General features: G+C 58.1%; 13 protein-coding genes and 1 pseudogene. 3 read left to right on the top strand and 11 right to left on the bottom strand.

The features are described 5' to 3' along the window. Positions 1–287: 287 nt before the first annotated feature. The gene (locus tag ACP2YP_RS00790; RefSeq protein ID WP_426421770.1) at positions 288–1,259 is read right to left on the bottom strand and encodes a hypothetical protein; all 972 of its coding nucleotides are present in this window, start codon (positions 1,257–1,259) and stop codon (positions 288–290) included. Between the two features lie 570 nt (positions 1,260–1,829). Here ACP2YP_RS00790 and ACP2YP_RS00785 point away from each other — a divergent pair. Beyond that, positions 1,830–2,672 (top strand): abortive infection family protein, encoded by an 843-nt coding sequence (locus ACP2YP_RS00785; protein ID WP_426421769.1) that lies wholly within the window; start codon positions 1,830–1,832, stop codon positions 2,670–2,672. A gap of 369 nt (positions 2,673–3,041) precedes the next feature. Here the strand turns inward: ACP2YP_RS00785 and ACP2YP_RS00780 are convergent, their stop codons facing one another. From ACP2YP_RS00780 to ACP2YP_RS00740, 9 genes and pseudogenes are all read right to left on the bottom strand, one after another. Continuing rightward, the gene (locus tag ACP2YP_RS00780) at positions 3,042–3,554 is read right to left on the bottom strand and encodes a hypothetical protein (RefSeq protein WP_426421768.1); all 513 of its coding nucleotides are present in this window, start codon (positions 3,552–3,554) and stop codon (positions 3,042–3,044) included. Positions 3,555–3,697: 143 nt separating this feature from the next. Continuing rightward, a pseudogene (locus ACP2YP_RS00775) lies at positions 3,698–3,889 on the bottom strand (Ku protein); the annotation flags it as partial. 339 nt (positions 3,890–4,228) lie between these two features. Continuing rightward, entirely contained in the window at positions 4,229–5,263 is a 1,035-nt protein-coding gene (locus ACP2YP_RS00770; protein WP_426421767.1) for a hypothetical protein, read from the bottom strand. A gap of 10 nt (positions 5,264–5,273) precedes the next feature. Then, complete coding sequence (locus ACP2YP_RS00765; RefSeq protein ID WP_426421766.1) at positions 5,274–6,656, bottom strand: tyrosinase family protein; 1,383 nt, start codon at positions 6,654–6,656, stop codon at positions 5,274–5,276. A 56-nt stretch (positions 6,657–6,712) separates the two neighbouring features. Then, on the bottom strand, positions 6,713–7,942 hold the full coding sequence (locus ACP2YP_RS00760) for a hypothetical protein (protein WP_426421765.1): 1,230 nt from the start codon (positions 7,940–7,942) through the stop codon (positions 6,713–6,715). Positions 7,943–7,985: 43 nt separating this feature from the next. After that, complete coding sequence (locus ACP2YP_RS00755) at positions 7,986–8,429, bottom strand: c-type cytochrome (protein WP_426421764.1); 444 nt, start codon at positions 8,427–8,429, stop codon at positions 7,986–7,988. Positions 8,430–8,647: 218 nt separating this feature from the next. Further along, entirely contained in the window at positions 8,648–10,162 is a 1,515-nt protein-coding gene (locus ACP2YP_RS00750; RefSeq protein ID WP_426421763.1) for a tyrosinase family protein, read from the bottom strand. A gap of 27 nt (positions 10,163–10,189) precedes the next feature. Further along, positions 10,190–10,513, bottom strand: coding sequence for a hypothetical protein (locus ACP2YP_RS00745; RefSeq protein WP_426421762.1), 324 nt, complete (start codon positions 10,511–10,513; stop codon positions 10,190–10,192). Between the two features lie 14 nt (positions 10,514–10,527). Continuing rightward, complete coding sequence (locus ACP2YP_RS00740; protein ID WP_426421761.1) at positions 10,528–11,670, bottom strand: hypothetical protein; 1,143 nt, start codon at positions 11,668–11,670, stop codon at positions 10,528–10,530. Between the two features lie 1,034 nt (positions 11,671–12,704). On the opposite strand from ACP2YP_RS00740, the gene ACP2YP_RS00735 reads away from it, so the two are divergent. Beyond that, positions 12,705–13,580, top strand: coding sequence for a hypothetical protein (locus ACP2YP_RS00735; RefSeq protein ID WP_426421760.1), 876 nt, complete (start codon positions 12,705–12,707; stop codon positions 13,578–13,580). Between the two features lie 5 nt (positions 13,581–13,585). On the opposite strand, the gene ACP2YP_RS00730 is transcribed toward ACP2YP_RS00735, so the two are convergent. Beyond that, the gene (locus ACP2YP_RS00730; protein ID WP_426421759.1) at positions 13,586–14,017 is read right to left on the bottom strand and encodes a hypothetical protein; all 432 of its coding nucleotides are present in this window, start codon (positions 14,015–14,017) and stop codon (positions 13,586–13,588) included. 98 nt (positions 14,018–14,115) lie between these two features. Here ACP2YP_RS00730 and ACP2YP_RS00725 point away from each other — a divergent pair, with 98 nt between their 5' ends. Beyond that, a complete protein-coding gene (locus ACP2YP_RS00725; protein WP_426421758.1) occupies positions 14,116–15,642 on the top strand; it encodes a M6 family metalloprotease domain-containing protein in 1,527 nt (508 codons plus the stop codon). Positions 15,643–15,684 lie beyond the last annotated feature (42 nt).

Raw genomic sequence — 15,684 nt, 5'->3', positions numbered from 1 at the left:
CCAATTCGTCTTGTATTAGGGTCGGTTGAAGCGTCGAGTGCGACGAGCTGCTGTGACCAACCGACCGTTGTCTCCGACTACGATGTAGACGTTTAGCCATGGTTCGACCTGTTGTAGTGAGCGACGATCGCCAAAGTGATGTTCGAGCCGTCTGACTGCAGCCTTGTCGAAGAAGTACCTATCGGCTCCGCCGCACCGCATCTCCGAGCCGAAGCGTTCAAGTAGTTCCACCATGAAGGGTGGGATAGCTCGTTGTGCGAGGCGCACATCAGCGTGATGACTGAGGTTCATTGCTTGGCACCTTCGGTCGCGGCGAGCCCAAGTTCCTGAGCCGATCGAGGTCGAAAGCCAGCTGCGGTCACGATGCCCCAGTTGCCAGCAGAATTTGGGCGCCTCCAGTAAGCGTTCGGCTTCATCCGAGCGAGCGCGTCCAAAGCTTGGCGATAGTCGGTGAAGGTCGTCTCAGATCCCTTCGGTCCGAGTGTGTACTTGCCATTGCGTTGACACTTGGCCGGATCGAACTCCGTTTGATCACTGGCGAAGGGAACCCATAGGAGTTCCCCCCCCAGCGCAGGTTCAGTATTAGACGGCGAAAACACGTCCTCTGATGCCTGTTGCCAAATGGAGGACTTGAAATCACCTCGGGCGTTGAGCCATGTCAGCGCACTGGTTGCGGTGATCCTCCCGTCCTTCACTTCCAGGCCGGAGCCGCTCGATGGTGTAAGCGCATTGCGCATGCTTTTTTGACCGAGCCGCACCAGCGCAGCTAGTTCATCCGGCAGCAGTCCTGTTCCTTCGTCGAGACCAAAGCGAGCTTTGGCCGCCAACAGGGTTCGATCGATCTCTGCAGTCTCCTTGCCTTCGGGCTTACTCGACGCGACTGCAGTACTCACTGCTTCGATGAGGTTCTTAATGTCTGCGAGCGTGCAGGGCCCTCCATCGATGGGCGAGAGCCCAAAAAAGGCGTAGGCGTTAAGGCTTGTGAGCTTCTGAGACAGCGGCAAGTCAAGGAGTTCAATCGGCGTGGTTTCCTCCCAAAGAGTTTTCCATGAGACTTCGAGCATGCGATCCGAGGCCCGGTCTGACAAACCCAGCGTGCCATGCAGACAGGTCATCGCTTTTTTGACCGCCTCGGGATTCAGGCAGAGAGCTTCGAGACGTTCACCTGCGCGGATGATGAGTGCCGCAACGTCGTCCGCTTCGAAATCTTCATAGGCTCGGCCAAACTCTCGAAGCCGCTCAGCGTAGACAGGGTCCATACGATTTTCCCTTCAAAGGAGGAATGATAAGAATGATCCTTCAAGTCTCATAAAGCGCGAGGGTTTGCAAGGGATAAATGACGCCATTTATCCTTTCCAAACCAAAGTCTAATAGGGGGCCGATGGAAGTCTTCAGGCGAGCAGGAGAACGTGCCCCACGCGGGCGAATGCGGGTGCCGCGACGACACAGCAGAATGACACTGTAACGGACCGCCTAAGCCCTCGATACATCGCGCCCGTAGCGGCTCGCATTTATTGCCGGCCAGCCGGCTCGGCCAGTGCGGGCCGCAATGGCTGCAAGATCAACGTGCCCGGACGGCTTGCTATCGAAGCGAACTTACGACGAGGTTGCGGAGCGACCGTTGAGCCATCCGCAAGCCCCGCCTCGGGAGAACACGGCCGCCTCAGTAGGCTCAACGCGACGCCTACCTTTGCATAGCTTTCTCCGCAGATTGCCGGCGCAGGCCCGCTCAACCGGGCCCCTCCCCTTCGAAGGTCAGGGCGCTATGATACATTCCTGGCACAGACGATTCATCATGGCGGGGACTGGCGGATCAGACGGTTAGCGAGATGGTCACTATCAAGCGCTCCGAAATGCGTCAGATCGATCAGGTATTCGGGATGGAGGGCGGCTATGTCCTCGATTTCTCGAACAGGACTTTTTCTGAATTTTTCGAAGACGAATTCGGGATCAACATCTACGACGATAAGTACCACGTCCGCGGCTCGTCGAAGGCCAATCTGCTGCGCGGGTTCATCGACGTTGAGGACGTCTACCTTGTCGGCAAGGCGCTACGAAAGCTTTACGATTATCGCAGCGGCACGGTCGCGCGGGATGCTGCTCAGCTCCTGCCTGAAGACACACAGAAGCAGTTCTTCCACCTCGTAGCGAGAATTGAGTTGGGGGCAAATCCCCCCGTCCTCGGTTCGCTGTCCAACGCCGCTCAGGTCCTCAACTTCGATACTGTCACGCGGGATATCGAGCGGGCGCTGGCCAGCGCGGACAAGGACCCCGAAGACGCGGTTACGGCGGCATGCTCGACCGTTGAAAGCGTGTGCCGTTCAATCCTGATTGAGCTCGGCCTCGGCCTGCCCGAGAAAAAAGACATCAAGGGGCTGTTTGCCGCAGTACGCAAGCCATTGGGGTTGGGCACCGACCGCGACGACCTCGATCCACTAATTGCCGACGATGTACGGAAGGTCTTGAACGGGCTTGCGACCGTTATCGAGGGCATCGGTTCTCTTCGCACCCATGGGGGCGACGCCCACGGCAGGGAGCGGGGCTACACGAGAATTGACCGCAGAATTGCAAGTCTCGCCATACATTCTGCGAGCACCGTAGCGCTGTTTCTGATTGAGACGTGGCAGAGAAGGTATCCGGCCCGTGAGCTCAAACTTCACACAGCGGCATAGCGGCGCGTCACTCTTCCGGATCGGACTCTAGGTATCGATCAAGCCCAAATCTGGAACTGTGATTGGGACGACTAGAACACATTTGTTGCGGACGTCGATTTCGACGACAAGTGGTAATCCGACGGGTATTCCAGGACTCCACTAAGCCACGTTCGGACCATTCTCCACGCGGCTACCAACATTGATCGCTGTGTGTCCCCCGGTAGTGGGGAAACAACTTCCTGGCGGTAGGAAGGAATTGGAGGCACTCTGCTCCGTTCAGACGATTTCTTGTTCGAGACCTCGAGACCCATGCAAGGCGAGACTCTCCCTCGAAGCGGCTCGTTTTAAGGCAACGTCGAGGTCGAGCTCGATCCGCTCACGTTAGCGCTATCCCTGCGGGCCTGGTATGACTTCCGGATCTTCGTCTTCCTCGAGTTTCGTGCCAAGGCTGTAGCTATGCAGACGGGCGCTCCGGTAGCGGAATTTCGACCCTCGCATGACGACGAACTTCAGGCGCCCAGCGATCAGCATCTGGAGGATTGGCCTCAGCGCGTCCGACGGGATGCTTAAACTCGCAACCAATCGTTCCGGATAGGTCTCGATCGCTCCGACGGCGATCGGTTTGAGAACCTTCCGACGCTCCTCCTCCAGGCTGATTGACGGAAACAGCGACACCTCCATGTGGTCGGTCTTCAGTCCGGTCGGCCGCAGGAGCCGGCCCTTGATCTCCACGTGCCGGTGCTCGTGATAGGGATCGAGTGCGTTACGAAGGGTGTTGATCGCCAGCCAATAAGTGAAATTCCAGTTTTCGATATAGACGATGTAGTCAATGATCTCCTCCGTCAGCTTGCGCCGGCGCTTGACCTTTCTGGATGCCTTTTTCGTCGGCTCGGTGACCATCGCGGCGAGCTTATCCGAGTCGCCATCTGCTCGAGAATCCGATCATAGGATGCACCCTTCGCGCACCATTCTGCCAAGGGATGGCCAGCCATCCCTACGGGCAGACAAGATCCGGGTTGATGCTTTGGCTCCGAAGATTGACCGCGATCGGGATCGAAGCGCCCCGCCTTCTGGTTCACGATGTGCCTAGCGAGATCCAGCATGTCCTTCGTCACCTTGACGTCCTGGATCTCGTCGAAATACTCCTGCTCGCCGCGCACTTCGTAGGGGTAGCGGAGCAGCGTGCCGACGAGACCCTTGTCGAGCGGTTCGAGCGCGATGATGTGCTCGCGGTTAACCGGCATACCGGCCATCGCATCAAGTACCTGAAGGTCGACGCCGACACACGATCGCTCTTGATCTGGGAAGGCGCGCCCCAGCGTAGGCTTACAGATCGCTGGTCCTATTGATCGAGCAAATCCAATCGAAAACGTCTCCCAATTTTTTGCGGATATTGGAGGCAGTCTCAAGTCTGATGCGCGAGCGGTTGGCTACAAGGCCGTCTCGATAGTCGGTTGGCTGGCGTCTTTAGTTCGATTGAGCCAACCGCCCGCGCTTCCAAGGGTGAAGCAGGCTATGGCACGGCAGGCTCGATTTTTTGTTGTGCAGGAAGATGCGCCTTGGTCTGGCGCCGCCTATTGCATCTGCCCCACCGCCTTCGAGGTGGCGTCCAGCGATTTCAGGTATTTCTCGTTCTTCTGCGGGTCGGCCAGAAGAAGAACCTTGTAGTTCGTCACCGCGGTATCGATGGCGTTGCGTTGCACGGAATCAAGTTTCCCCTGGCTGCTGGCGCTGCGCGCAAACCCTTCCAGCGCGCTGGTATAGACTTCCGGAGGCGTTTTGGGATCCGCAGTAACGGTCAACGCGTAATTCATGAATGAAGGATCGTAGCGGCTCAGCACGTCAGCGGCTGCAGAACGGGTCTTCGGATCCGCATTGGTATTGAAAAATATCTTGTTTCGGACCAGCGGCCGATAGGTCGGGATGGAGCCGAGAACACCGATAGCGGCGACCTTCGCGTCAGGCGACCCTTCGCTCAAATATCCGAACACACAGGATCGGCCCGGGTTACTTACCGCCTGGGCGCATAACCGCACCGCCTCGGCATCGGTTAGCTCACCCTTCCTTGCGCTTTCCTGAACAGACTTGAGAGCGACCTCGTCGGAGAGCGAAAGCAGTGCTCGCAGGCTCGTCGCGCGGATATCAGGCCGAAGATCCGCCAGCCCCTTGCGCAAGGCGTCGCGAGCGAGTTCGTGCTGTGCAGCCACATATTTGGTCCACGGCGAAACCGTGGCGTCCGGCAGATGATTGCCGGCGTGGTCATCGTGATTTGCCATCACGACCGAATTAGACAACAGATTGACGGCATCGCTTGCCAACCCGGACGCGGGATCGTTCACGAGTTTCGCCGCCAGCGGGAGGGCAGCATCCTCAAACTTGAATGCCAGTTCGGCCAGCGCCTTCTTTCGCTCATCTTCGGCTGCAGCGGCGTTCTCGACGATGCCCTGTAGGCGTGTTATCTCTGCGGCATTTTCCCGATAATACGACTGGAGCCGGGCATCCGGATTGGCGATCGGCGCGGGCTGTGCCGAGGCGGGTCCAGTCGCAAACAGACTGCCGGCGACCGTGAGTGCGGTCAAATGTACGTAAAATTGGCGCCGCCCCGTCATGGTTAGCCTCTCAGGGTGAGACCCTCGCCGCCCCCTTAAAGTCAATATCATCGTAGCAATAGCCGAGCGCAAGGCCTTGGCCCCTTACATCAAGGTAATCAATCATACTACCAGGAGTGGGTTCGATTGGTGCCCCGCTGCTATGGCTGCTTTGCGGCATGGGATGGTTGGCTGGAGGCCACGGCGCCGATCCACCAGCGCTCGAGGCGCTCCACGGCCACATCGCGTCATCCTTGTAGACCCCTTTAGTGAAGCCGAAATCCGCCCCGGTGCCTGGGTACTTGCCTTGAGGAGCATAGGCCTTGTCATCTTCGGCGACAAAGCGATCATGCTTGGCCTGCCAATGTGCCCAAACGCGATCCACATTGGCGTGCAGCAAAAAAAACAGCGGGTCTGCCGGTGATGACGGCGAGCCCAGCCATCCGCCCACCGTACGATGGACGCCCTGATGGAATTGGCTTTCGAGCTGACCGCGGAATACCGAGTATTTTTCGTCAAATTGATTGGAAAGAGATTCGTTCACGAGCGCATTTGTGGGGGGGACGGCGGGTTCTCGGAACAAGCTTCCCAATTCAGGATCTAACCAATGATCGAACCAGGGTCCCGGAGTGAAAGTCTGACCCGGGACAGTCGTCCCCATGAAAGCCGGCACAAAGAGAGCGACCGACGCCCGCTCGAATTTCCAGTAAGGAATGCTGACGGCGGGATTGATCGCCTGAAGCCGCCGCTCGAGATCCAGCACAAAGGCCCGGTGCCACGGCAGAAACAGCGGAGCCTTGTGGATCTCATTGTTGTTTGCCGCGCGGTGCAGTCGCGCGTACGGCACAAATTGCGAATTGGCGGCATCTCCTGCATCGACATCGTGCAGCGTTCGCAGCGCGTTAAACAGATTGCTCACTTCGAGAGCCGTAAGCGCGTCGGCATTCTTGCGGACCCGCACCATCAAGGGAAGTGAGCCGAGGCTTGCGCCATCCTGGGCCTTGGCGACGATCCTGGTATCCTTGGCTCCACTGGAAGGCCTGTCGCCGGCTACCCAGAACGATCGCCAACTTCCGTCGGCCGGCAGATCGATGGTGAGGCTGGGAGTCGGCGCGTAGCTATCGCGGGTCGGCGGCGCGCCCTGAAATATCTGGAACTGGACGGCGCCCCCGCCCGCATCGCTTTCACTCGTAAGCGTTACTGTCTGTGTCGTTGCGTTGCCCGGGGCAGAGGCAAGCCGCGCCCTCGCCTTGACCGGCGTCCAGCACAGATAGTCGTCGTCCCCGGTCGCCGAATCGTTGACCTCGATCGCGACCGATTGGCCGTGGGCAAGCGAGGTACCGAGCGCCATCGCCACCACGATCGCGGGCCCGATTGGCCTTCGAACATTGGCACCGACGAAATGGCGGAACATGACACCTGCCCTCGCGAACGAGAACCGCAAATCGGCTGCACTTTCAAACAACGCCTCTAGTTGCGTCCGGGCGCCACGATCGCAGTGCTTGCTGTCGGCGAGATACCTCCGCTCGCCGGCTTGAAGCGCATAACAGTCCCCATCGCCTTGCCCGGAGCGCCGCTGGCGACGAACCAGAAAGTGTAGGTCGAGCCCCACCTGATCGCATTGGCGTTTTTGTCCTGGTCATAGCTCTTGGTAGACCACGTAACCGCTTCGGCATCGATCTTGGATTGCCATGGATCGTTCGACCATATCTCGCCATTGGAGGCTACCGCCTTGAAGCCGACGCTCGCGGCGTCGACGCCGTTCGCGGGGACGCTGAAGGACTGAACGGCGAGATCGCTGTTCATGTTGTAGACGGTGTAGTCGTAGCGGACTTTGCCCCCCGGCGCGGGACTGGCCTTGGAGCCGATCATCAAATACGTCTTGGCGCCGCCTTCCAGCGTTTCAATCTCGCCCAGCAAGGCGCCGGCGTCCTTCCACGCCGTAATCGCAGGTTGCGTCCTGATATTGTCAGTTTGGAATACGAGGGCCCAGGCACCCGATCGAAGAACGGGCTTTACTTCGCGATAGGTTACATTGTTGCGCGCATTCCCGGCCGCGGCGTCGTCAGCCGTGAGGTAGTGAGCTTCAAGGAAATATCTGGCGGTCGCTTGCTGCAAATCCGCTTCTTCGACAAGCAATACCCGCTCGGCATCCTTGCTCGGGGGATAACCGGTGAGGTCCTGGGCGGTGGCAGCGTCGAACTCAACCGTCGCCGCATTGGCAATCCTGCTTCTCGGACCAAGACGTTCAGGATCGGAATTCAGGTCCTCGGAATAGTAATCGGAGCATCCGGGCCGCAACTGAGTTCCGCCTACACCCGGCTGGCAAACGCGGTTGCCCATTTCAGGAATTTGCGCGCATTGACCTTGGTTGGTGGCAAAAAAGCCATGCTTTATCCAGGATTTCGCGAGTTGCTCCATGCGCCCATCCATCAACCGATAAAAGTTCAGCGTAATGGCAGGATGTTTGGAGGAGCCGGGAGCTGGCGCCGGCGGCGATAGCGCTAGCCAGTTCAGTGGCGCGTCACCAATATTGCAGGAGTTTGTCGAAGCGGTCAGGCCGATCTTCGTACCGACTCGGCTGAATTCACGTGCGTCGTCGACAAAACCAACGATGACATCCGGCCCAGAGGCAAGGCAAATTGTCGGCGCAAGCAAACCAGCGAAGGAGATAGCCCACTTGCAAAGAAATCTAGCCATAATGTTTGCTCCCATAAAACTTGTTGAGACTGTGTGCGGCCCCTCATTTTCTGCGGGGGCCAACGATCAAGTTCGGAACGGTAGTCAAGGTCGCGAGATAGGCAATGATATCCGCCCGGGTTTGCGGATCCGGAGTCTTCAAGGTCATTCGCGTCGTCACGTTCGGCTTCTGAAGAAAGTTGCTGAGAAACACCGGTGGATTCGCCAGAAATGGATCCAGTCGATCGGGAAGCCAGAGCAGCCCGCGCGTACCTGCCTCGACGAAAGCAGCCGAATACTGGAAATTGCTGACCGTTCCGCTTTGGCGTCCCGTCACGCCGAACAGCGACGGGCCAAGCCGGGTCTCACCGGGAAGCGGCGAGTGACAGCTGTTGCACCTGCGTTCAAATTGCCTCTGACCATTTGCTGGATCGCCATCGGCAAACACCGTCGTCGCCGTGACGCCAGCCATAAATGCTATAAGTAATAGTCGTTGAAAAATCATCATGCACCTTAAGGTAGATAGCTCAACACTTCGACTGCGCCCCGTCAAGATCGGAGCGGTAGCCAACCACTGCCGCCAAATTGGGCGGTCAGGCGAAGGCCTTCTCCGGGCGGTCTTCTTACGGGGTGCTGAGACAACTAAAACTATTTAGACATGGTCTTCACTTCTCATAATCTGCTAGGGACGCGCCAACCGCGTTTATCGGCGACGCGGGCGGTCCGTCACTGTAACGGCGCGGTCGACGTTCTGATCGATATCGACCCTACCTTTACGAATTGTTTTGGTGGTTCGCCGGGCTTCCCTTTATGCTGAGCTTGAAAGACGATCCGCAGACCATTGGCGAGTTCTTGGGGGCTCGACAGGCCGAGTTCCGAGAGTACGTCCTTCAGCGGAAATGTAAGCGTCACTGGTGCTAGATTTCCCCCGTGAGCGCCGTGGCCCCCGTCATCGCCGGGCCAGGTGAAGGTGCCGAGTTGCCCTATTTTGACTTGCCGAACTCCTTGTTGGCCGTCAGGCAAAGTCGCCAGTATGTTGAAGCTATAGCCGCCGTTGCGGCCGTCGGCACCAATCTCGACATTTTCGAGGACGAGCCAGGCTGAGGTGATAGCGCCGGGGCCTGCCGGGGCGCCGGCGGTCGTAAGACTATGGAGCTGCGTTTGGGCCGACTGAGGCAGCTTCAGGTCAACTGCCACCGAACTGGCGCCAAGCGGCACCGGATTCGCTGCGGCGACGGTTGCCATCGCTGTATTGGCCGTAGCGCCGGGCATCGGCATCGGAGCTTCGCTCTGGATGGTGGCTGCTGCAACTACGGCCGGTTGAAAGGTCGTAAGCGGCGTTTCGTTGTCGTAAAGATATCCCAGGGAATCTTGGCTATCCACCACCGTGCCGGCCGTCTGCCGCATGTCTCCCGCCTGATCGTACGTAAAACTCTTTTGCCTCCATCCGGCGTCGTTCGGATTGGCGTGACCGGCCGTCTTGGTCCACACGGTCCAGAGGCGGTCAATGTTTGCATGATGCACCCAAAACACTGGATCTCTGGCCGAAGTCAGGATGTTTCCCATGTCGCCGCCGATGAGATTATGGACAGCACCGTGGGGATCCAGCTCCAACGGGATCGAGAAGCACTTCCGCCAGTCCGACGGAGAGGGCGGCAGCAGGACCTTTTGATCGAACGGCGAGCGGGACAACGCACCGCTGTTTACGCTCTCATTTGCCCTGGGGTGCCTGAGCGGATTGGTGGCGTCGCTGCCTTCGGTGAAGATGTTCGGAACGTCGCCGTCTTCATACCAGTTCCAGTAAGGCAGCTCGAACGGGGTCGCCGCGCCGGCCTCTTGGGCGGCACGCTTGAGCGTTGCCTCGAAGAAAAAGAGAAACGGCCGGTGCCAGGAAATGAAGTGCTCGGCCACCGCGGCAGGGCGAAACGGGTTAGGCTTGAAGCGTGTGTGTTCACATTGATTGTAGGTGTTGCCCAGATTGCCAGGGTCGTCTGTTGTGCCGTGAACCGCCGACCAGTAGTACCACCCGAGAGGATCATCCCGATTGGCCTGCGTTCTCGCTTTCATCTTGCCGACGCCAGCACGTAAGGCGACCACTTTCTGAGGGTCTAGGGAGAACGCTTGAATGTTCTGGCGCGTCCTCACCGCGCCGGTTTGGGCTTTGGCCGCGGTCTGAATGAGAACTTCAGGGAGACCGATAAGCGCGGCGTAAGAAAGTATGGCCCTTCGCGTGACAGTCATCTTGGCTCTTCCTGCGAGTTGGGAACGTCAATCGGGGCACCCTTGAGTGATCCAGTCCTCAATCATTTGGATCTGATCATCCGGTATGAAAGGGCCGCCTTTCGGCATGCGCAAAGCAGGACTGTCGATGCCTGTCCGGAGGTCGATCACTAGGTTCGCGGCGGCTCCGTTTTGCCCGATGACTTCCGGTTGAATGAGGTGCTTTCCGTGGCCCGATGCCGCGAGAAGGTTTGCCTTGGTGTCCCATTTGAAAGTCGCGCCGTGGCCCTGCAGATTGGCCGGTCTGCCTTTTGCCTGCACCCAGGCCGCCATAGCTTGGTCGAGAATGCCTTTGACTTGGTCAAAACTCATGTCGCCTCCCTCCGTCACTTCGAGTCGATGACAAACTTCGAGAAAATGTGGCTGACGTTCAGCTTCTTTGGTTGCAGAATAACGTTGCCGCCGATGTCCGTTACCGCTTGCGTATCGTGACAACTGAAGCAGTTAACGAAACTGTTCTGCGTGAACGACTCCATGGCCATGCTGGAGAGCCCGTCTTCGCCCGCGACGATCGCAGCGGGATTGTCTGTATCCATACCGACCGGATTTGCGATCGGCATGTTCGTAGTCAAAAGCCGCGGCTTATCCATCCAGATCGCACCCACAAGTCGATAATTCCTTCGGGTGTCGTCGGGAGCGTTTTGCGCGAATAGCGACGTCACGGACTTGTTGAGATCCGCGACATCTCCGTCCTCATCCGTACCTGATCCGACCGACTTGGACCCGGGGAAAATCCGATAGATCGACGTTTGGACCGGCCTCCCGTCGCTGAGGAACGATTGGGACTTTTCGTCGAACGAGGATGCCATCGTGGCGTCCGAAAGGAATCGATTGGCTGCCGATGCGAGGGTTCCGCCCTTGTACAGAATAAAATTTTGCCCGCTGATCGGACCGTCCACGCCACCAGGTAGTCCGTTATCGACGGAGGGTTGAGCTGCGGCTGCGGGCGCCAGATCGCGCACTCCGTTGGCGTCGACGTGCTCGAACGTCGCCCAGACGAATTCGGGGTGTCCTTCGGGTATGAACACAACGTGAAGTGCGAGGAGCGCGACGGTCTCCGTCCGAGGAGGAGCCGTCTCGTCGATTTCCAAAAGTTGGCCATTGCGCTTTAGCGTCGGGACACTTGCCTCGGCTACGGTTATGTAGTTCGAAGGTACGCTATCTTTTGGAACTACCCGCCAAGCCGATTTAAGCTCAACCGCTCCTTTTGGAAGTTCGAGATTGGGGTCGGCATTCTCGACAGCGGCCTTCGTCGTCAGTTTGTTCGCGCGGACGAAGTCTGCGAACGCCTGGTTCATGTGTATCGCGTAGAAGATCGGTTGGCCGTTTCGATCGATCAATAGGCCCGCAAATCCCGCTTGACGAACCCCCGCGTTTATCGAGCCGGCACTGTTCGGTCCTGGAAATCTCGCCGCGTCAGTGAGAGTGTTGTTGGACCCTTTCAGCGCGCGCGGCGCGACGGCGAGCAAATTCAGCCTCTTTGCGGCGAACCTCGGTGCGGAAGCGGACCCAAACAGATCACCGATAGTCGGGTAAGAGAGAAAGGCCGGACTTCCGTTCGTAGGCTGGACAGCGAACAGGAAATTCTGCCAGGCCGGCTTGTAGAAGACGCAGTCCGGCTCCGGATGAGGCGGGGGGCGCTCGAAAGTAGGAGGCGGCGTGCGCGGCAACCAGTTTAGGTCGGCTAAACAGTCTGCGTGACTTGGACTTGGCAGGAGAACCCCAAGCGCGATCAAAACGGAGCAACGGAAAGAAATGAAAAGAAACGCATTCGAGGCCACGACAACCTCCAAGATGCTAAAGAAAATAAGTTTGCCCAGTCGCTGAAACCGGCCACGCGCTTAAGCTTACGAACGGGGACTCCGTTGTAAGCGGAACGCGTCCGTCAAATCGAAATCCGTTCGAAAGCCAGCACAGACCAAGTTTCAACGCTGATATAAACTACCAACAATGCGATTGTTATGCCGTTGTGCGGCAATTTTCAATTGTATTTTTGAAGAAGATCCAAAAGTGCTTGCGCCTCTCGAGACGGTTGTTTCTCGCCTCTCAGATCATTGGCTGCTCAAATTCGGCAGCGGGCGTTCGCCCCATCGATCGGCCGGCCGCACCAACAAGTTTCGATTTTGGTCCTCCAAGTAGGATTATGAGCGGCCGATGCGGTTCCGCTTCGAATGCCTGAAGACAGCAAACGGAAAGTTGGCTCGAAAGCTACGCGTAATTGGCGCAAGAGACATATCCGCCTTCCGAAACAATGTGTTCTAAAAATAGGAAAGGGACTTGGGCAAATGATGCGTCCCGCGCCGAAGCGCGTAGCCGCTGGCAACGTGCACGCGCCAACCGATTCGGTGAGCTAACGGTCGGTCACCGCCTTGGAATGCGCGATATCGGTCCTCCAACACCGACATTTGGACCGTATCATTTTTTGTACGACGAGACAGGTTCCTTGTGGTCTTTACATTTCTAGGTTGTTGCGACATCCTCCAGCGCCGGGATGGGGGGCAAAATGAAAAATGTACTCGCGTTGTTCGCCGCACTTGGCTTGTGCGGTTGCGCGTTGCTTCCTTTGGACGAGCGCCACGGCGCCGCGACGATCGAGACGTTCAAGCAGAGCATTCAATGCGAGGTCGCGGCCGTCGCCACAGACCCGCGATATGCAAACTTTCAGCTGTCGAAATGGCTGGTAAAGTCGTCGCTGGATATGACGCTGATAGATACCCTGTCCGGAGATGCGAAAGCCACCGTTCCCATCCCGAATCCCACGCTTCCCAACATCTTTCCGAACGGGTCGCTCAGCGGAAAGTTCACGCATACTGGCCACGTGGATTTCGCCGTCTCGATTCCAGAGGCGATCTCAATCTATGGCGACAATTGTCAAGGACCGGACCCGTCCCAGACTCACCTTGGCCTTGCGGCCTGGATTGCCGCAACGCTTGATCAGATCCGGCCCGAGAACCACGGAGGACTGAGTTACACCGTCGATGTCGACGTGGTCGCCAGCGTCGGGTCCCGATTTGGATTCGTCTTCAGCATCGTCAACACCGTGGACTCCGGTGCCGGCTACACGCGCGAGGGCGTACATCACCTCGTCGTAACGATGTCGGAGCCGACCCCGCCGTCCGGACCGCTAGCAGTTCGGGTCGTCGGGCCGGTACGTGTGGTCGACAACAAACCGGCAAGACAGCCGGAGCGGCAGCCTGACGCATCGTCAGGTCAGCAAGGCGAGGTCCCTCCCGCGCCACCACCCGTCGCGAGTAAACCGAGAGTACGGCGGGCGCCGCAATTCCCCTCTCGTAACCCAGCGCTCGAAGATCCCAATTTGAACAGGATGCTTCAGCAACAGGCTCCGGTCAGGCTCGCCCCGGGCACCGTGTTGAGATGACCGTCCTATTCGACTGAAGGCGGTTGCGTGCTCTCCAAAACGACCGCGCGGCCTAACCCTCTCACGAATTGCTCCTTCAGGACGCCCTGAATTTTCACCTTCTTACCTAGGTAGTCGGCTTGGGTCGGCGGGGCGCTCTGTTGGTCCTTCGGTGGCCGCTGTACCTCGAGGGGTGTCTTGAGTCGCACGATGACCGATTCATCCGAACCGGGTTGCTTAATGACCAGCCGGGAATTCGTGAAGTAGTTGGTGCCCGCATTTTCAAGCACACCCTCGACTACGAGATTGTTGTTCAAGAGTCTGTCTTTGTTTCGGATCACCTGCGACGGGGTGAGTGCTTGGGCCGAGTCGGTAGGGCCGGATGTCTGACCACGCGCGAAGGCCGAGGCTGCGAGGATCAGAACGAGCCCGGTGAAGCTTGTGATGCGGCCGAGCATGCCAAATCTCCTCAATGAACCCATTGACAGAGCCATCGTTTTAAGGTTGCGTCACGTCCATACTACAACGAGTTTCATGGTGCGCGGATGGGTTTGTCATGCGCAAATTTCTCCTCGTCAGCTTCACTTTTGCCGCGATGGCCGTTTCGACGCCGATCGTATGGGCTACCGAGCCGCCGGCGGGTGGAGGCGAATATCCGAACACGGAATTCGCCGATCGTTTCCGTAGGTTTACCACCAAACGGGGCTTCCTGAACCTCACAAAATCGATTGTGGCCAATCGCGTCGCCGTGGAGACAGGCATACTGACCGTCGACGCGGCGGATGAACGTGGAGGTACCCTGATCAGGGGCCGCAGGTCGATCCCCGTGATCGCGCTCAAATACAAGGACACGGCGCAAGACCCCTATTCGGTCTCCGATCTCGAGCAGGAGCTGTTCAAGGGTCCTTGGCTCACCGGCACCATGTCGGATTTCTACAAGCAGATCTCGTACGGGCAGTTTTCTGTGGAAGGGCAAGTGCTTCCGTGGTGGAAAGCAAGCAAGCCGGGGTCCTACTACGAAGGCGTCGTGCAGGAACAGCAGCAGGGCGGCGTCACGAAGAAGATCCCCTGCAATGGCATGTGCCCGACGGCAAAGCTTGGCGAACTGCTCGTCGCCGGGCTTACCGCCGCCGAAAAATCCCTCGATTTCTCGAAGTACGACAACGATGGTCCCGACGGTGTACCTAATTCCGACGACGATGACGGTTACGTCGATTTCGTCGCGTTCGTTCATCCGGGACGAGGAGGCGAGTGCGGTGCTCCCGACGGCCAGGTCAACAACAACATTTGGTCGCACCGTTTCCGGCTCACGGATCTGAACGGCAAGGACTACGAGACGAAAGCGAAGGCGAAAGATGGGCGCCGCATTAGAATAGACGATTACGTCATCATGCCTGCTCTGGATTGCGACGGAAAACGCATGATCGAAATCGGCGTGTTTGCTCACGAGTTCGGCCATGCGTTCGGTCTTCCCGACCTCTACAACACCGGCAGGCCAGCTAAATCGCAAGGCGTGGGCAACTGGGACCTCATGGGAGCGGGGTCCTGGGGAGGCGACAACAAGACGCCGGAGCGGCCGTCACATATGTCGGTGTGGTCGAAGGCGTTTCTCGGTTGGGTATCGCCGCTCGTAGTGACGGAGGATATGACACATGCGACGCTTCGGCCGGTTGAGGACTTCCCGGACGCATTGAGGATCAACGTTACCAACGACGTCTATTATCTCCTCGAGTACCGTTCGAAGAGAGGCTTCGACGATTCCTTGACGGGTCCTGGCGTCGTCATATGGCGGATCAATAATGCGGTGACCCAGGTCGGTTTGCTCAACAACACCGTAAACAACGATCCCAGCAACGAAGGCGTGGCGGTCGTTCAGGCCGACGGTTTGCTCCAGCTCGAAGACATCAAGCAGTCCAACAGAGGCGACGCCGGCGATCCGTATCCGGGTACTTCGAACAACATCGCTTTCGAGAATGGCAGCAAGCCCGCCAGCACCGGCAAGATCGCGATCTGCAACATCAGCCTGACTGCGGCAGCCGCATCATTCGACGTCCATGTCGGGTCGGGCTCTTGCCAGAAGTAGGTGCAGCGGGCAGATATTCCGTTAGCCCGCACGTCTTCATTC

Source organism: Bradyrhizobium genosp. A (genome assembly GCF_049949275.1).
Taxonomy (GTDB): Bacteria; Pseudomonadota; Alphaproteobacteria; order Rhizobiales; family Xanthobacteraceae; genus Bradyrhizobium.
Note: the sequence above shows the minus strand (reverse complement) of the source record. Positions and strands in the feature narration are given on the sequence as shown.